Annotated in this window: 15 protein-coding genes; 7 read left to right on the forward strand and 8 right to left on the reverse strand. The window is 60.7% G+C overall.

The genetic code is table 11. The annotated features are described in order from the left end of the window. The first annotated feature begins 163 nt into the window (after positions 1-163). Entirely contained in the window at positions 164-1,303 is a 1,140-nt protein-coding gene (locus tag QWI20_RS12705; RefSeq protein WP_369305758.1) for a glutathione-independent formaldehyde dehydrogenase, read from the forward strand. A gap of 126 nt (positions 1,304-1,429) precedes the next feature. Here the strand turns inward: QWI20_RS12705 and QWI20_RS12710 are convergent, their stop codons facing one another. From QWI20_RS12710 to QWI20_RS12725, 4 genes are all read right to left on the reverse strand, one after another. Further along, positions 1,430-2,386: an ankyrin repeat domain-containing protein gene (locus QWI20_RS12710; protein ID WP_369305759.1), complete on the reverse strand. Its 957-nt coding sequence runs from the start codon at positions 2,384-2,386 to the stop codon at positions 1,430-1,432. Between the two features lie 26 nt (positions 2,387-2,412). After that, positions 2,413-2,976, reverse strand: a complete 564-nt coding sequence (locus QWI20_RS12715; protein WP_369305760.1) for a hypothetical protein — start codon at positions 2,974-2,976, stop codon at positions 2,413-2,415. Positions 2,977-3,000: 24 nt separating this feature from the next. Then, positions 3,001-3,657 (reverse strand): dTMP kinase, encoded by a 657-nt coding sequence (locus tag QWI20_RS12720; protein WP_369305761.1) that lies wholly within the window; start codon positions 3,655-3,657, stop codon positions 3,001-3,003. 130 nt (positions 3,658-3,787) lie between these two features. Next, positions 3,788-4,336: a glutathione peroxidase gene (locus tag QWI20_RS12725; protein ID WP_369305762.1), complete on the reverse strand. Its 549-nt coding sequence runs from the start codon at positions 4,334-4,336 to the stop codon at positions 3,788-3,790. A gap of 299 nt (positions 4,337-4,635) precedes the next feature. Between QWI20_RS12725 and QWI20_RS12730 the strand changes: the two genes are divergently transcribed. The 3 genes from QWI20_RS12730 (at position 4,636) to QWI20_RS12740 (ending at position 7,326) form a co-directional block, all read left to right on the forward strand. Then, a complete protein-coding gene (locus QWI20_RS12730) occupies positions 4,636-6,219 on the forward strand; it encodes a putative bifunctional diguanylate cyclase/phosphodiesterase (protein ID WP_369305763.1) in 1,584 nt (527 codons plus the stop codon). A 197-nt stretch (positions 6,220-6,416) separates the two neighbouring features. After that, positions 6,417-6,581, forward strand: a complete 165-nt coding sequence (locus QWI20_RS12735; RefSeq protein ID WP_369305764.1) for a hypothetical protein — start codon at positions 6,417-6,419, stop codon at positions 6,579-6,581. Positions 6,582-6,834: 253 nt separating this feature from the next. Beyond that, positions 6,835-7,326 (forward strand): phosphate-starvation-inducible PsiE family protein, encoded by a 492-nt coding sequence (locus QWI20_RS12740; RefSeq protein WP_369305765.1) that lies wholly within the window; start codon positions 6,835-6,837, stop codon positions 7,324-7,326. Positions 7,327-7,469: 143 nt separating this feature from the next. Here the strand turns inward: QWI20_RS12740 and QWI20_RS12745 are convergent, their stop codons facing one another. The 3 genes from QWI20_RS12745 to QWI20_RS12755 all read right to left on the reverse strand — a co-directional run bounded on the left by QWI20_RS12745 (position 7,470) and on the right by QWI20_RS12755 (position 10,647). After that, on the reverse strand, positions 7,470-8,555 hold the full coding sequence (locus QWI20_RS12745; protein ID WP_369305766.1) for a Gfo/Idh/MocA family protein: 1,086 nt from the start codon (positions 8,553-8,555) through the stop codon (positions 7,470-7,472). A 195-nt stretch (positions 8,556-8,750) separates the two neighbouring features. Next, positions 8,751-9,662 carry a LysR family transcriptional regulator gene (locus QWI20_RS12750; RefSeq protein ID WP_369305767.1) on the reverse strand — a complete coding sequence of 304 codons (912 nt, stop codon included), beginning with the start codon at positions 9,660-9,662 and terminating at the stop codon, positions 8,751-8,753. Positions 9,663-9,717: 55 nt separating this feature from the next. Continuing rightward, complete coding sequence (locus QWI20_RS12755; RefSeq protein WP_369305768.1) at positions 9,718-10,647, reverse strand: helix-turn-helix domain-containing protein; 930 nt, start codon at positions 10,645-10,647, stop codon at positions 9,718-9,720. Between the two features lie 292 nt (positions 10,648-10,939). On the opposite strand from QWI20_RS12755, the gene QWI20_RS12760 reads away from it, so the two are divergent. Together QWI20_RS12760 and QWI20_RS12765 are read left to right on the forward strand one after the other, a co-directional pair. After that, positions 10,940-12,253 (forward strand): sugar ABC transporter substrate-binding protein, encoded by a 1,314-nt coding sequence (locus QWI20_RS12760; protein WP_369305769.1) that lies wholly within the window; start codon positions 10,940-10,942, stop codon positions 12,251-12,253. Between the two features lie 55 nt (positions 12,254-12,308). Continuing rightward, on the forward strand, positions 12,309-13,082 hold the full coding sequence (locus tag QWI20_RS12765; protein ID WP_369305770.1) for an L-iditol 2-dehydrogenase: 774 nt from the start codon (positions 12,309-12,311) through the stop codon (positions 13,080-13,082). A 31-nt stretch (positions 13,083-13,113) separates the two neighbouring features. On the opposite strand, the gene QWI20_RS12770 is transcribed toward QWI20_RS12765, so the two are convergent. Beyond that, positions 13,114-13,653, reverse strand: a complete 540-nt coding sequence (locus QWI20_RS12770) for a LysR family transcriptional regulator (protein WP_369305801.1) — start codon at positions 13,651-13,653, stop codon at positions 13,114-13,116. A 99-nt stretch (positions 13,654-13,752) separates the two neighbouring features. On the opposite strand from QWI20_RS12770, the gene QWI20_RS12775 reads away from it, so the two are divergent. Further along, positions 13,753-14,736, forward strand: coding sequence for an aldo/keto reductase (locus tag QWI20_RS12775; protein WP_369305771.1), 984 nt, complete (start codon positions 13,753-13,755; stop codon positions 14,734-14,736). Positions 14,737-14,890 lie beyond the last annotated feature (154 nt).

A 14,890-nucleotide genomic window follows, 5' to 3' on the forward strand; every position in this document is an offset into this window, starting at 1 on the left:
TCGTGTTTTTCACCATCGAGTGGCCACAAGCCGCGTTTCAGAGCCTTTTGCCAGCATTTACCGTTGGTCAGACCCGGCCAATCTCTTTGAACGACGGGCCTGCGCGATTGCACTAAAACTCGCGCCTCTATCTGTATTGGCACCCTATTCTTCTGGAGAGCCCATGAAAGCCATTATTTACAACGGTCCTTATGACGTCAGCGTTCAAAACGTTCCCGATGCCAAGATTGAAAAAGCAACGGATGTCCTGGTCCGCATTACCACGACCAACATTTGTGGCTCTGATCTGCACATGTACGAAGGCCGCACCAGCTTCGAGACGGGCAGAATCCTGGGCCACGAGAACATGGGTGAAGTCATCGAAGTGGGCGCGGCCGTTGATCGCGTCAAAGTCGGCGACATGGTTTGCCTGCCGTTCAACATCGGCTGCGGTTTCTGCGAAAACTGCGAGCGCGGCCTGACCGGTTATTGCCTGACCGTTAACCCGGGCAGTGCCGGCGGCGCCTACGGCTTTGCGGAAATGGGCCCTTACGAGGGCGGTCAGGCTGAACTGCTGCGCGTGCCTTATGGCGACTTCAATTGCCTGGTACTGCCTGAAGATGCCAAGGAGAAAGAAAACGATTACGTCATGCTCTCGGACATCTTGCCCACCGGCTGGCACGCCACTGAACTGTCCGGTTTGCTGCCGGGTGAAAGCATTGCTATTTACGGCGCAGGCCCGGTCGGGCTGATGGCAGCGCATGCGGCGATGATCAAAGGCGCGTCACAGGTCTTTGTGGTGGACAACCATCCAGACCGTCTGGCGCTCGCGGCCAAGCTGGGCGCGACGCCGATCAACACGGCGCAGACCCAGGCCGTGGAGCAGATTTTGAACCTGACCAACGGCAAGGGCACCGACCGCGGCTGCGAATGCGTGGGCTATCAGTGCTGCGACAAGCATGGCCATGAGGCCAATCACGAAACCATGAACAACCTGGTCGCCTCCACCAAGCCTACCGGCGGCATCGGCGTCGTGGGTGTCTTCGTGCCGCAAGATCCAAACGCCGCAAGCGATCTGGCGAAAGAAGGCAAGATGGCCTTCGACTTCGGCTCCTTCTGGTTCAAGGGCCAGCAAATCCGTACTGGCCAGGCCAACGTCAAGGCGTACAACCGTCGCCTCGCCGAGCTGATTCACCATGACCGTGCCAAGCCGTCGCAGATCATTTCCCACAGCCTGAAGTTGTCTGAAGGCCCGGATGCCTACAAGCACTTTGATCAGCGGGACGACGGCTGGACCAAAGTCGTGCTTAAGCCTTCGGCATAATCCTCTGGCGCATTCCGTTGAGCTGTTGTGACGGTTGCGCCTGAACGATGTTAATGGGTGATCCGTGCTGAAGCGCTCGCTTTGGTCTGGATCACCCCCATCAACATGGCAGCTTCAAGGCTTCTCTCACAGTATCGACCTTTCCCAATCAGCGGCTTCGCCCCAACCGCGCCGCTTCTTTGTATCAATGCGCCAGATATCACCTTTGCGGGTCAGGCCGAACAGCACCTCATACCGCAGCCTCGTACTGGGCGCCTGCCGCGTCATGATCACCGCCCGGCGAGCCTCACGCTCGACACTCACCAGTGCATCTTTGGGCGAATACTCCGGTGGAAACCCGAAGCTGCCGAGGCGCCCGTAAATACGGGGCTTGGACGTACAAAAACGCTCGATTATTTGATTCTGCGCCGCCTGAATAACCGACCAGGCAAGCTCGCCATCATCGATGCGTTGCTTTTGGCTGTAGCAGTCGGTTTCCCAGGCATACATGGCCAGGATGAAGCCACGCAGGACGCTTGCAGGGTTGCTGTCATCCACATCTGACCCGTCCGCTGCCACGGCGGGCCACGGCATCGAATACTCATCAGGCGGGACAGGCGCCAGCGCACCGTGCTGCTGCAACAGCGCCACGATTTCCGTGTGGTTTCGTGCATCGGCCATCGACAGCGCATTGTGGCCGTTGCCGGTTTGTAAATGCACATCGGCCCCGGCCGCCAGCAAGGCAGCCACGACACCAGCGTGCCCCTCACGGGCAGAGAGCATCAAAGGCGTCTGTTGATAGGTGTGGGCTGTCAGATCGACGGACGCCTGAGCCACCAGTAACGCGTCCACTGCGTGAAGATCACCTCTGTCGGCGGCCCAGCCGAGGGCCGTGAACCCGAGGGTCTTATCAGCATTGTCCAGGCTCGCGCCGCGGGCGATCAACAGGTTGAGGGTGTGTACATGGCCGGCAATGGCCGCTTCGATCAATGCCGTACGACCGGGCATCTTGTCGATAAAATCGATGTCGGCGCCACCGTCCAGCAGGCTCAGCAACGTCTCGTTCTGGCCTCGGGCGGCCGCCTTTAACAGTTTCTTGCTCAAGGGCATCTCCTGATATTGATCGCCGTTCAGTCGCGGGGCGCTCTGCGCTGCCAGTTGAAGTTGTGAATTTTCACACGCTGCTCGACGGTTTCATTCCAGAAGACTTCAAAGCCAGCGGCTTTCAACACGCTGCACAACCGGTGCCCTACCTTGAGACTCTGTGCAGGATCATCATCGATTGCGCCAAAAGCGATGAGCAGGGCTTCTCCCTCTACAGTGCGTTCCACGTCTTGTCCGTGATAAAAACAAAAACCGTGGTAATGATCGTTCGGCGCTTGGTGAATTGCTTCGGCCACCTCCGTGAATCCGTCCGACAATGTATAACCCGCATTGGACAGGGCACAGATACCCTCTTCATGGAGATCGTAGAACACTGCATCGAGCCGCTCGCAGGCAGTCACCTCTGGCCAGTCACGCTCTGCGTCGAGCTTGCGTTGCCACTCCGGCAGGATCAACGCCTTCAGCGCTGGTACATCACAGTCATTGTCAATGATGTCATCGACCATCTCATCCATCTCTTCAGGGGTGTAGAAGCCCGACCACACCCACGTCCGTATGCTGTCCGCCACGTGTTCATTGCTGCCGCCCATTGGCACCTCGCCTTCGCTAAACAATCAATATAGATCCAAGCCTCGCCCCTCGGGGCAGCGAAAGCCTCTAGTGTCTTGCGCGTTGCATACCTCGGAAACCACCTGCACCGTCGCGTCCTCCAGCCGCCCTTCATTGCGACACAAAACCCACCCGTTAGCTGAAACCGCCCGCTCGAACGCCTGGGTGCACTCGGCGTGTTCTTCCAGCGAATGCACCACCGTACTGCTCAAGCCACGCCGACGTGCCGCTGCCCGCGCCCATGAAATTTCGGCCGCAGTGACAACCCCGACATGGAGGTCCGGCACGCGCACGTTCCTGTCAATGTTCAACTGCAGGATCTCGGCAAACGGGACGAGCCGGCGAAACGCGGCGTCCGACGGATACCAGCGATCGATCAGGATGATGCTGTCGGCGGGCTGCTGGGTCAGGACGTGCCGGGAGATCCAGGCACGGCTGTCGGCGAGGCGCTCACACACCTCAAACTCCAGATCGCGGTCGGGATGCCTGGCGAGTTGGTTGACGAGGGCCATTATTTCACCCCGGTGGGGATCACTTTTGCTCTCGCTCAGCCGGATCACCTTCTTGCCATCGGCCCTCAGCGATTTCGTGACGGCCTCCAACAGCGTGGTTTTCCCGACGCCCTTGGGCCCATCCAGAGATATAAAAAGCGCAGGGTTCATGCTTCACACAACAATTCGATAGACAGCCCTGTTTGCCCTGCCCGCTCACAGCGGCCGCTGCATGCGCCGCTGTGACTCGGGTGCTGGACGCTCGCGCTCAGGCTGGGGGCCCGGCTAAATCCTCAGGCGCTCAGGAGGCGCTCAGGGCTTCGTCAATGGCCGCTGTCAGGCGTGGATCCTCCGCCGTCACGTCTGGGGCAAAGCGCCCGATCACCTTGCCGTCTCGCCCGATCAGAAACTTCTCGAAATTCCACAGCACGTCGGTGCCTGCGCCGCTTTCAATGCCGTAGCCCTTGAGGCGCTCACGGAACGGCCCGTCGCCGGTGGCAGCGGGCTGGGCGGCGGTGAGTTCGCGGTAGAGCGGGTGCGTGTCGTCGCCGGCGACCGAGATTTTCGAAAACAGCGGAAAATGCACGTCGTAGGTGGTCGAGCAAAACGACTGAATGTCGCTGTCATTGCCCGGCTCTTGCTCCTTGAAGTTGTTGGCCGGAAAGCCCAGCACTTCGAGTCCGGCGTCCTTCTTGCTCTGGTACAGGCTTTCAAGTCCTTCGTATTGCGGCGTCAGCCCGCATTTGGAGGCCACGTTGACCACCAACAGCACTTTGCCCTTGTACTGGCCCAGATTGGCCGGCGTGCCATCGATTTGCGTGAGGGGAATGTCGGACAGAGAATCGCTCATGGGTGGCTCCTGTTTGCTGGATGGAGTGCTCCCGGCTCAGTGATCTGTGAGCAACATCCCAGGCCGGTGTCATGGAACACCTTAAAGCATGCGGCCGATGATTGATTCACGATCTGCGCAGTTTCATCGTGAGTGCCAGGTTACCGAGCATGGCCCGGCATGGCCCTTGCCCTTGCTCCCGACCATCGGCACACACCGTTCGGCATTCGGGGACAATTCTTCGATCAACGGTACGAACCTATGTGACAGTATGGCAGTCTGACATCACATATTATTTTCTCGGCCCTGCGAGGCCTGACATGAATGACCTGCACCGCCGCAACCCGTGTCGCCTGCCTGTACTGCTGTTGATCACGCTGTCCACGGTGATCGGACTTTCCATCCTGTGGGAATTCGAATTCGAAGCCTGGGTGATGCACTGGCTCGCCCTGCCGTACGACGCTGACTTTGAAGACGCCGAAAGATGGCGATTCGTCCTCACTGTCGCGGGGTTTTCGCTGATCTCGTTGATCATCCCGACGATTCTGCTCAAACGCCTGATTGCCAACGCCCAGTCGAGCTTCCGTGGACTGAAACAGGCACAGGCGCAGACTGAAACCCTGGCCACCTATGACTCGCTCAGCGGGCTGATCAACCGGCGCATCTTCATGGACATGGTTCGCAATCAGCTCGGTTTGAAGCGGCCTGCGGCAGTCATGCTTATCGATCTGGACCACTTCAAGGCGGTCAATGATCAACACGGCCATGCCGCCGGCGACATTGTGCTCGTGGAAATAGCGCGCAGGCTCGAAGCCATCGCCGACGATAACGGCGGCGTGGCGGTGCGCCTGGGCGGTGATGAGTTCTGCCTACTGTTTCTCACGTTCAAACACCAGGCCGAGCTGAGCCAGATCGCCGAGGCGGCAGTGGTTCAGCTCCGCGCGCCATTGTCCGGCGCCGTCGAGCCTTCGGCGTTGGGCGCCACCATTGGCATTGCACGGTCGTGGACCGACGCACAGGAGGCTTCGGCATTGCTGCACTGCGCCGACACGGCGATGTACCGAGGCAAGAAGGACGGGCGTTCGACCTACAACTTTTATGACAGCGAATACGAAAAGCAGCGCCGGGCCCAGGCCGACCTTGAACTGGCATTGAGACGGGCGGTTGAAGCAGACGAAATCGTGCCCTACTTCCAGCCCATCGTGGCGCTCCCTTCCCAGGAGGTTGTGGGGTTTGAAGTCCTCGCACGCTGGCTCAAGCCGGACGGCAGCACCGCAACTCCGGCCGACTTCATTCCGGTGCTGGAGCGCCTGGGATTGATCCCGGCCATGACCCGCTCGCTGATCAGCCAAGCCTGTCGCGCCGCGAATCGTTGGGACGATCACCTGCGCTTGTCCATGAACGTCAGCGCCGCCATGGTGACCGACGCGCTGTTTCCCGATCAGTTGCTGGAGCAACTGCGGCAAGAGCAATTTGCGTTTCAGCGCTTCGAAGTCGAAATCACCGAGGAGGCTCTGGTCGGCAATCTGGACGTGGCGCGGCAGAACCTGAGCAAACTGCACGAGCACGGCATCACGGTGGCGCTGGATGACTTCGGTATCGGTTATTCCAGCCTGTATCACCTGACCCGCCTGTCCATCGACAAGATCAAAATAGACCGGTCGTTCTTTGAACCCGGGCAGACCGATCACCTGCCCATGGTCGAAGCGATTCTGGGCATGGCGCGCAGCTTGAAAATGCAGGTCACGGCCGAAGGGGTCGAGGAGTTCCACCTGCCCCATCTTCCGTCCTGGCTGGCCAACAGCGGATGCGATTATGCCCAGGGCTACCTCTACGGCCGCCCGAAGCCGGCTTCGAGTCTGTTCTGCTACAACCATTCATCGTTTGCCCAGCTGGCAGGCTGAGGCATCGTCGGCATATGCGCGGGTCATCGCGTCTGCGCTTCCGGGTCTTCGCGGGCCAGTCGGCGCGGCGCAGTCAGTGCGGTTTGAAATGCACTGAACGCTGATGCCGGCCTTGACTCCAAATCTTGCCCCGACGCTCACGGCCAACGTGTCGCGTCGGCGAGCATTCGAATCTTCTGCCAGATCAAGGAATTCCCATGACCGATCCACGCAACGTCGCTCACGACAAAAAAGTCCAGCAAGAAAAGAAGAACCACGGCGAAGAAGTCGCACCGGACGCCGTGCACGCGCCACAGCCAGGCATGAAGCCCCCGCTCAAGCACGACGATGATGATGCCGCAGAGCAAGACGAGCAGGCGTGAATCAGGCACTGACCTGAGCTTGAAAATACCGTTTGGCGGCGCTGACTGACGTCAGTTGCCGCTGCCCTCGTCATTATTCGTAAGTTCCCCCGCACAGCCCCTGCACTTAGCCATCATCTGCCTGAAAGCATGACAGGGCACCACCTCCCCTTGAAAGCATCGGCGCGGTCCCTATCTTGGGCTTCTGTCTTCAGTTTGAACCGGGCAAGAGCCAGTCTCCTGCCGCCTGCGAGAGAGAGAAGGAGGCCAGATCATGCGCGGCAATGCCGTCAACCACCCAAAATCCGACCCATCCTCCGTCAAGCACCCGGGCGCCCAGTGGCGGTTGATGAGTGCCTACGAGCGCTTCGAGCAACTGGTGGTCATCGCCCTCAGTTTGATCATCGCTGCGGTGATTCTCATCGCGCTGCTTCAGCTGTGCCGCAGCCTCCTGCCGTTGCTGATCACCGGTGCCCTCGACCCGCTGGACCACGGTGTCTTCCAGTCGGTGTTCGGCTCGATTTTCACCGTGCTGATCGCACTGGAATTCAAGCACTCGATCATCCGCCCGGCACTGCGGCGCAACAGCGTCGTCCAGGTGCGGACGGTGCTGTTGATCGCGCTGCTGGCGCTGAGCCGCAAGTTCGTCATTCTCGACACCCTGACCACGCCGGCGTCGACCATTGCCGCGCTGGGTTTCGCGACCCTGGTGCTTGGCGTGGTCTGCTGGTTGTTGGGCAAACGAGACCTGTCGGCGCAGGATTAGCGGCCTGGCATCCGGGCAGGACTGCCCTCCATGCCTTTGCCGACTGGCTGCGTGAACGTTTCCCCGCGTTGCACCCCAAGTGGTTCAAGGCTGACTGACACAACCGACTGGCCGGAAGGCGCCGGTGAGTAGCGGCCTTGGGTTCACCCGTTGAAGAACGTCCGGGACGCTTCGGTGATCTGGTCGATCAGGCGATGCTGGCGGAGGGCGTCTTCAAAGCGGGTCGCGTTGCTGGAACCCGTGGCTTTGTCCTCGGCATAGGCGGCGTAGAGGTAGGCCACGTCCTGGGCACTGGCATCCAGGTGCGTCACGTCAAGGGTCTGGTACTGCGCAGGGATCGGCAATTCCACGAACCTGTCGCTGCCGCCGGTCATCGACGCAATAGCATTGTCGTGAGTGTTCTGGAAACCGCGCGGATTGGTGATCCGCAGCGCACCCTCCGTGCCGGTGATGTCGATTTGCAGGCCGGTTTTGTGGTCCTGACCTCCCTCAAGCTGAACCGAGAACAAGCCGCCCCCAGGCAACGTGCCGATGATCATGACTTCGTTCGGGGCGTCATAGGGAATCTGCTCGCCGGTTTCCTCAATCGTGGTGACCGGGAATTGAGTCTGCGCAACCGCCGCGAGCATTTGTGGGAAGCCAACGCCATGAAACAGCATGTCGTGAAAGTGCCCGCCGTAGATCGACAGCAGGTGGGTGAAGTTTTCGGTGTTGACCGCCCACTTGGCAAATGCCGGCATGACCGCACCGAATGCGTCCACGCCCACCGACATTCGCACCGCCCTGATGCTGCCGATGTGACCCTGCCGGATCAGGTCGTGCCAATACCGCGAACTCGGCGAGAAGCGGCGCTGCAGGCCGATGATATGGCTGATGCCCCTGGCGTTGGCCATTTCCAGGATCTGCTCCGATTGCGCAGTGGTAGTGGACAGCGGCCATTCGCAGTACACGTCTTTGCCCGCCTCGATCACCTTTTGCGCAAGCCGACCGTGTTCGGGCGTGGGCGCCAGCACCACCACAAGGTCAACTTCGGGGTGGCTGACCAGTTCATCGGCGTTGTCGAACGCGTGTCGGATCTTGAAATCATCGGCATAGCCGCGCACCTTTTGCAGATCGCGACCGGAGAGCGCCACCACCTCGAATGCGTCAAGGGATTGCAGGGCGGGAATGTGTCCGTAGCGCGCCCACCCGCCGGTACCGATGATGCCGACGCGGATTTTATGAGTCATTGAGCCTTCCTCTGTTCATGCAAGTGTGTGCGAGGCACCTGCGGGTCCTGCATTGCCGGAGCGAGCGGGACACCGCGCAGAGGCACACCGCGCTGGTGAAACAGAGTAGGCGTTCTCAAGTGGACGATTAAGAGGGGCAGGCGTCCATGCATAGGTGACGAATGTGTCCGCAATGGGTAAAAAAACCGCCGGGCCTTAGCCTGCGTTTTCAATCACCAGGCCGCGGGCAAAATGAGCGACAACAAAGTCCACGAAGACCCTGACCCTGGGCGTCATGTGCCGGCTGCTCGGCCAGACAATATGGAAGGTGTTCGCGCCTGTCAGGTGCGTTGTCAGCAACGTCTGAAGCTGCCCGTTTGCCACCGCATCCCGGACCGCGAAATCGGGCAGACACGCAATCCCGCGACCCGCCTTGGCCATGTACAGCAAGGCGGCGACATCGCTGCAGATCATGGCGACGGGCAGACTACTGAGGCTTGCCCGGGCGGCCGTCTGTTTGAAAGGCCACTGATACAGCTTTCCCGAATTCTGCCAACGGTAGTGAAAGCACGCATGGTCCAGCAGGTCTGCGGGGCTGGACGGCACACCGTGAGCGTTGAGGTACCCAGGCGCGGCGACGATGCAGGCGCGGTATGGGCCCAAAGGCCGGGACTTGAGCCGGGAGTCGCTTAGATCGGTGCCCCGGATGACGACGTCGAACCCCTCCTCGATCACATCCACCATCCGGTCGGTAAAGTCCAGGTCCAGCTCGATCTCAGGGTAGGCCTGCATGAAATCGGCGATAACCGGCAGCGGCAGCCCTCCCGCCAGGGCCAGCCCGACACGCAATCGACCTCGCGGGCGCCCGGTCATCGCGGACATGTGGTCTTCGGCAGCCTGGACTTCGTCAAGGATGCGCCGGCACCGCTGCAGAAACTCCTCGCCTTCCGAGGTGAGGCGAACGGTTCGAGTGCTCCGCTGAAACAGCCGCACCCCCATCCGCGCCTCCAGCCGGGAGATGCTTTTACTCACCGCAGAAGCAGAAATGCCCAGACTGCGTCCGGTGGCAACAAAGCTCTGGCTTTGTGCTGTCTGGACAAACATTTCCAGCCCGCCCAGTGCGTTCAATCTGTCCAACAGTGCCTCGCTTGCGACATTCGATAGAAGGTGTGATGAAGAATAACTACGACGCCTTCGACGTGTTCAAGTTGAACAACGTCGCTGCCGTGCCTCTTCGGTAGTCCGACGGCGTCTGGTTCATCTCGTAACGGAAGTGTCGATTGAAGTTCGACAGGTTGATGTAGCCCACTTCAAAGCAGACATCGGCGATGGACATCTGTGTCTGCAGCAACAACCGACAGGCCTTCTGAATGCGCAGCTTGCGCATCAGGTCGATAAACCCGTGGCCCGTCGCGCGCTTGAAGAACCGCGAGAACCCCGGCTCGCTCATGTGCAGTCGCTCGGCGATCACTGACAGCCTGATGTCCCCCGTAAGCTCCCGTTGCAGGTACTCGAATGCACGGTGAACGCGCTCGGCGCTCTTGGCATCCAGAGCAGGCGCGTAACACGCACTCGCCAGCGTGCGGGCTTCACGGGCAGGCGCTGTGCTCAGGGTGTTGAGCAGATCGAGAAACAGCAGCAACCGTTGCAAGCCGTTTGCCGTGCCGATGCGTTCAAGCAGCTCGGCGGCCTGCATTGCTGTCCCGCCGGTAAATTCCAGCCCGCGGCGGGCGCGGTCAAACAACCCCTGCAATTCACCCAGTTCAGGCAGCGTTTCGCGCAGCGCCAGCAACGTAGCGCCGTCGAATTGCAGCACGACGTCCCGGCCTTGCAGGTGCTCCCCCGGCGCAAGATCGCCCATCCAGTCATGGGGCAGATCAGGCCCGATCAACGCGACATGGCCGGGGCCGAAGGCGCCGATGTAATCGCCCGCCACCAGTTTGCCGCTGCCTTTGCGGATCAGATGAATTTCGTACTCGGGGTGATGATTCCAGCGCGCGAGCGCATAGGGATAGTCGTGCTCGTACCAGCGAAAACTCTGCTGGGGCGCCGGCAGGATGATTTCCAGTTCGGCAGGGAGCTGCTCGAATAAGGCGGTTCGGCTTTCAGGCATGGTCTGCCCCTTTTTTGTCGTTGTTGGCGCGAGCGTCCACGCACCATACGCCTGTTGCATCCCCCTGCTCCACCTCGCCTGTCACTGCGCGCTGATACTTTTTTACCCTGGCGCAGGGTTAGGCTGCACGGTTAAAAAAGCATCAGCGGGACATCCTCAGCGTGTTTGTTGCAGGGCGTGCAAGCTGCTGTAATCGGCACGCCACTGCCCCGAAGTGAGACGTCAGAGGGACCGGCAGTGCTCAAAAACAACAATAACGATTCCGCGCCATCGGCGTGGAATGGAGATCACCATGAAGATCACCCATCACGCGCTGCTGCTGTCTGCTGGTCTGTCCCTGGCGGGCATCAGTCAGGCTGCCGAAACGATCACCATCGCCACCGTCAATAACAACGACATGATCCGCATGCAGCGGCTCTCCAGAGTGTTCGAAGAGCAGCACCCGGACATCCAGCTCAATTGGGTGGTGCTCGAAGAAAACGTCCTGCGCCAACGGCTGACCACCGACATCGCCACCCAGGGCGGCCAGTTCGATGTGCTGACCATCGGCACCTATGAGACGCCACTATGGGGCGCAAAAGGCTGGCTGGAGCCGATGAAAAATTTGCCCGCCGGCTACGACCTGGGCGACATCATCCCGTCCGTGCGTCAGGGCCTGTCGGTCAACGACACCCTGTATGCATTGCCCTTCTATGGCGAGAGCACGGTGACCTATTACCGCACCGACCTGTTCAAACAGGCCGGGCTGAGCATGCCCGAGCACCCGACCTGGACCCAGCTCGGCGAGTTCGCCGCCAAACTGCATCACCCGGATCAGGGTCAGTACGGCATGTGCCTGAGGGGCAAGGCCGGCTGGGGCGAGAACATGGCCTTGCTGACCACCATGGCCAACGCGTTTGGCGCCCGCTGGTTCGACGAACAATGGCAACCCCAATTGACCAGCCCCGAGTGGACAGCCGCTGCCAACTTCTACGTCAATACGCTGAAAAACTACGGCCCGCCCGGCGTCTCCAGCAACGGCTTCAATGAAACCCTGGCGCTGTTCAACAGCGGCAAATGCGCGATCTGGGTCGATGCCAGCGTGGCAGGCTCGTTCACCACCGACAAAGAACAGAGCCGGGTCGTGGACAGCGTGGGTTTCGCCCCGGCGCCCGTTGAAGTGACCGACAAGGGTTCGTCCTGGCTGTACGCATGGTCCCTGGCGATCCCGGCGACCTCCAAACACAAAGATGCCGCCAAGACGTTCACCACCTGGGCCACCTCCAAGGAATATATCCAGCTGGTCGCGCAGAAGGATGGCATCACCAACGTGCCGCCAGGCACCCGCACTTCCACCTACAGCGACGCCTATCTCAAGGCCGCGCCGTTCGCCAAAGTGACACTGGAGATGATGAAGCACGCTGACCCGACCCACCCCTCGGCCAAGCCCGTGCCCTATGTCGGTATCCAGTACGTGACCATCGCGGAATTCCAGGCCATCGGCACGTCGGTGGGCAAACTCTTCTCGGCAGCGCTCACCGGCCAGACCTCCGTCGAGCAAGCCCTCGCTGCGGCGCAGTCGACGACGGAGCGGGAAATGAAACGCGCCGGTTACCCGAAAAAATAAATGCCCTGTCGGCAGCCAGCTGCCGCCTCTTTCTGCATGACGGATGACTCTTTCAATGAAAAGACTCGAAGGTAAAAGCGCACTGATCACAGGCTCAGCCCGGGGTATCGGGCGGGCCTACGCCGAAGCCTACATTCGCGAAGGCGCGACAGTGGCCATCGCCGACATCAATCTGGAGCGCGCGACCCAGACCGCCACCGAACTGGGCGCCAGTGCCTACGCGGTGAGGATGGACGTCACCGATCAATCGTCCATCGACGCGGCCATTGCGGCCGTCGTCGCCACCACCGGCAAGCTGGATATCCTGATCAACAACGCTGCATTGTTTGATCTGGCACCGATAACCGAGATCACTCGCGAGAGTTACGAGCGCTTGTTCTCGATCAATGTGGCCGGCACGTTGTTCACCCTTCAGGCGGCGGCCAGGCAGATGATCGCCCAGGGTCATGGCGGCAAGATCATCAACATGGCGAGCCAGGCCGGCCGGCGCGGCGAGGCACTGGTGGGCGTTTACTGCGCGACCAAGGCTGCGGTCATCAGCCTGACCCAGTCAGCGGGACTGAACCTGATCACGCACCGGATCAACGTCAATGCGATCGCCCCGGGGGTCGTCGACGGCGAGCACTGGGATGGTGTGGACGCGCTGTTTGCCAAACACGAGAACCGGCCATTGGGCGAGAAGAAACGGCTGGTCGGTGCCGAAGTGCCCTACGGCCGCATGGGTACTGCCCAAGACCTGACCGGCATGGCGATCTTTCTCGCGTCCGCCGAGAGCGATTACGTCGTCGCCCAGACCTACAACGTCGACGGCGGCAACTGGATGAGTTGAGCACGTACAGGACGCCGCTCACGGGGCCGATTCACACGACGTCGTTACGTGGTTCCTGCCCCGCCCACTCCCGCACCGCCTGCACAAATAACCGCAAGGCCATGGGCGGATGGCGGTTTGCGGGGTAATACAGGCACAGCCCCGAATAGTTGGGGCTCCACTCGGCGAGCATTTGCGTGCTGTCGACGACGAATTCGATGTGAATCTGCGGATAGCGCCTGGTGAAGTCTGGCAGCACATGCCGAATCAGCGGGCGCAGGGATAATTCCGAGGCGTTGATGAGAATGGAGCCGGACGGGGTGGCCCTTGACGAGGTGACCTCATTGACGACATTGGCCAGGTCGGCAATCAGGGGCCGCACGCCATTGAGCAGTTGCTCGCCCGCCTCGGTCAGGGCAACCGAGCGCGTGGTGCGATTGAACAGGCGCATCTCCAGCCGCGCTTCGAGGTTGCGCATCGGGTGACTGAGCGCCGACGGTGACACGCCCAGCATCCGCGCCGCCGCACTGAAGCTGCGTTGCTCGGCGATGGCGATGAAAGACGTCAGTTCAGGCAGGTCGGCGCGGATCACTTGTGAATTACCCTCAATAGCTCTTGAAGAGAACTCCATATTGTTGAACCTGCCACAGCAATATACGGTGACTCCTCACCTGGACAAAGGAGAACACCGATGCAAACTCGCCTTCTCGGAAACAGCGGCCTCGAGGTTTCAGCCATTGGCCTCGGCTGCATGGGCATCAGCTATGCCTACGGCCCTGCAATGGACAAGGCCGCCGCAATCCAGCTGATTCGCGCGGCATTCGACTCGGGCGTCACCCTGTTCGACACCGCCGAAGCGTACGGCCCGTTCACCAATGAAACCCTGCTGGGAGAAGCGCTGGCGCCGTTTCGCGAGCAGATCGTCATCGCCACCAAATTCGGCTTCAAGAACGGCGACGTCGCCCAGGGGCTCGACAGCCGCCCGGAGAACATTCGTGCCGTCGCGGAAGCGTCGCTCAAGCGCCTCAACACCGACTGCATCGACCTGTTCTATCAGCATCGCGTCGACCCCAATGTACCGATTGAAGAGGTCGCCGGCACCGTCAAGGCGCTGATCGCCGAAGGCAAGGTCAAGCATTTCGGCCTGTCAGAGGCCGGTGTAAAAACCATCCGCCGTGCCCACGCCGTCCAGCCGGTGGCCGCGTTGCAGAGTGAATACTCACTGTGGTGGCGCGAGCCCGAGTCAGACCTGATTCCGGTACTCGAAGAGCTGGGCATCGGCTTTGTGCCGTTCAGTCCGCTGGGCAAAGGCTTTTTGACCGGCGCGATCGACGACAGCACCACGTTCGGCGAAGACGACTTCCGCAACAAGGTCCCGCGCTTCTCCGAAGAAAACCGCCGCGCCAATGCACAACTGGTGCAGGTCATCGGCCAGATCGCCGACGGCAAGGGCGCGACCCGGGCGCAGATTGCCCTGGCCTGGTTGCTGGCGCGCAAGCCATGGATCGTGCCGATCCCCGGTACCACCAAGCTGCATCGTCTCGAAGAAAACAACGGCGCGGCGAACATCGTGCTGAGCGCGGCGGACCTGGGCGCTATCGAATCAGCCCTGCAGCAGATCCAGATCGTCGGCGACCGCTACCCGGCGCACCTGCAGCAAAACGTGGGACGCTGATCCATGGTTCCACACCAGTGGGACCTGATTCAGCCGGGAAGCGGCCAGTCTGAACACCTCACGTAAAGGGTGCGACGTCTGACGTCTTCCCGGCTGGGGCCGCTCCCACTTGCAGATTCCGTGCACTGTGAGGGCTGGCGATGGTCCCACTGGC

It is taken from the genome of Pseudomonas sp. W2-17, assembly GCF_041060445.1.
Lineage (GTDB): Bacteria > Pseudomonadota > Gammaproteobacteria > Pseudomonadales > Pseudomonadaceae > Aquipseudomonas.